Here is a 260-nt window from a genome sequence, read left to right as displayed (position 1 = left end):
GGGCTCCATCTGTACTACCCGTATCGTCACCGGCGTGGGTGTGCCGCAGATCACTGCTGTTTCCGACGCGGTGGAAGCGCTGGAAGGGACCGGTATTCCGGTTATCGCTGACGGCGGTATCCGTTTCTCCGGCGATATCGCCAAAGCGATCGCCGCCGGTGCGGCGGCGGTGATGGTTGGCTCCATGCTGGCGGGTACCGAAGAGTCCCCGGGTGAAATCGAACTCTATCAGGGTCGCTCTTACAAATCCTACCGCGGGA

The 260-nt window shown here is 61.9% G+C and carries 1 pseudogene; it reads left to right on the top strand.

From position 1 onward, the window contains the following. A pseudogene (locus FQK12_RS27830) lies at positions 1-260 on the top strand (IMP dehydrogenase); the annotation flags it as partial.

The organism is Klebsiella sp. ME-303 (assembly GCF_007910085.1).
In the GTDB taxonomy this organism is placed as follows: Bacteria; Pseudomonadota; Gammaproteobacteria; order Enterobacterales; family Enterobacteriaceae; genus Klebsiella; species Klebsiella michiganensis.
The sequence above is the reverse complement of the archived record's forward strand: the minus strand, read 5'-3'. Positions and strand labels throughout refer to the sequence as shown.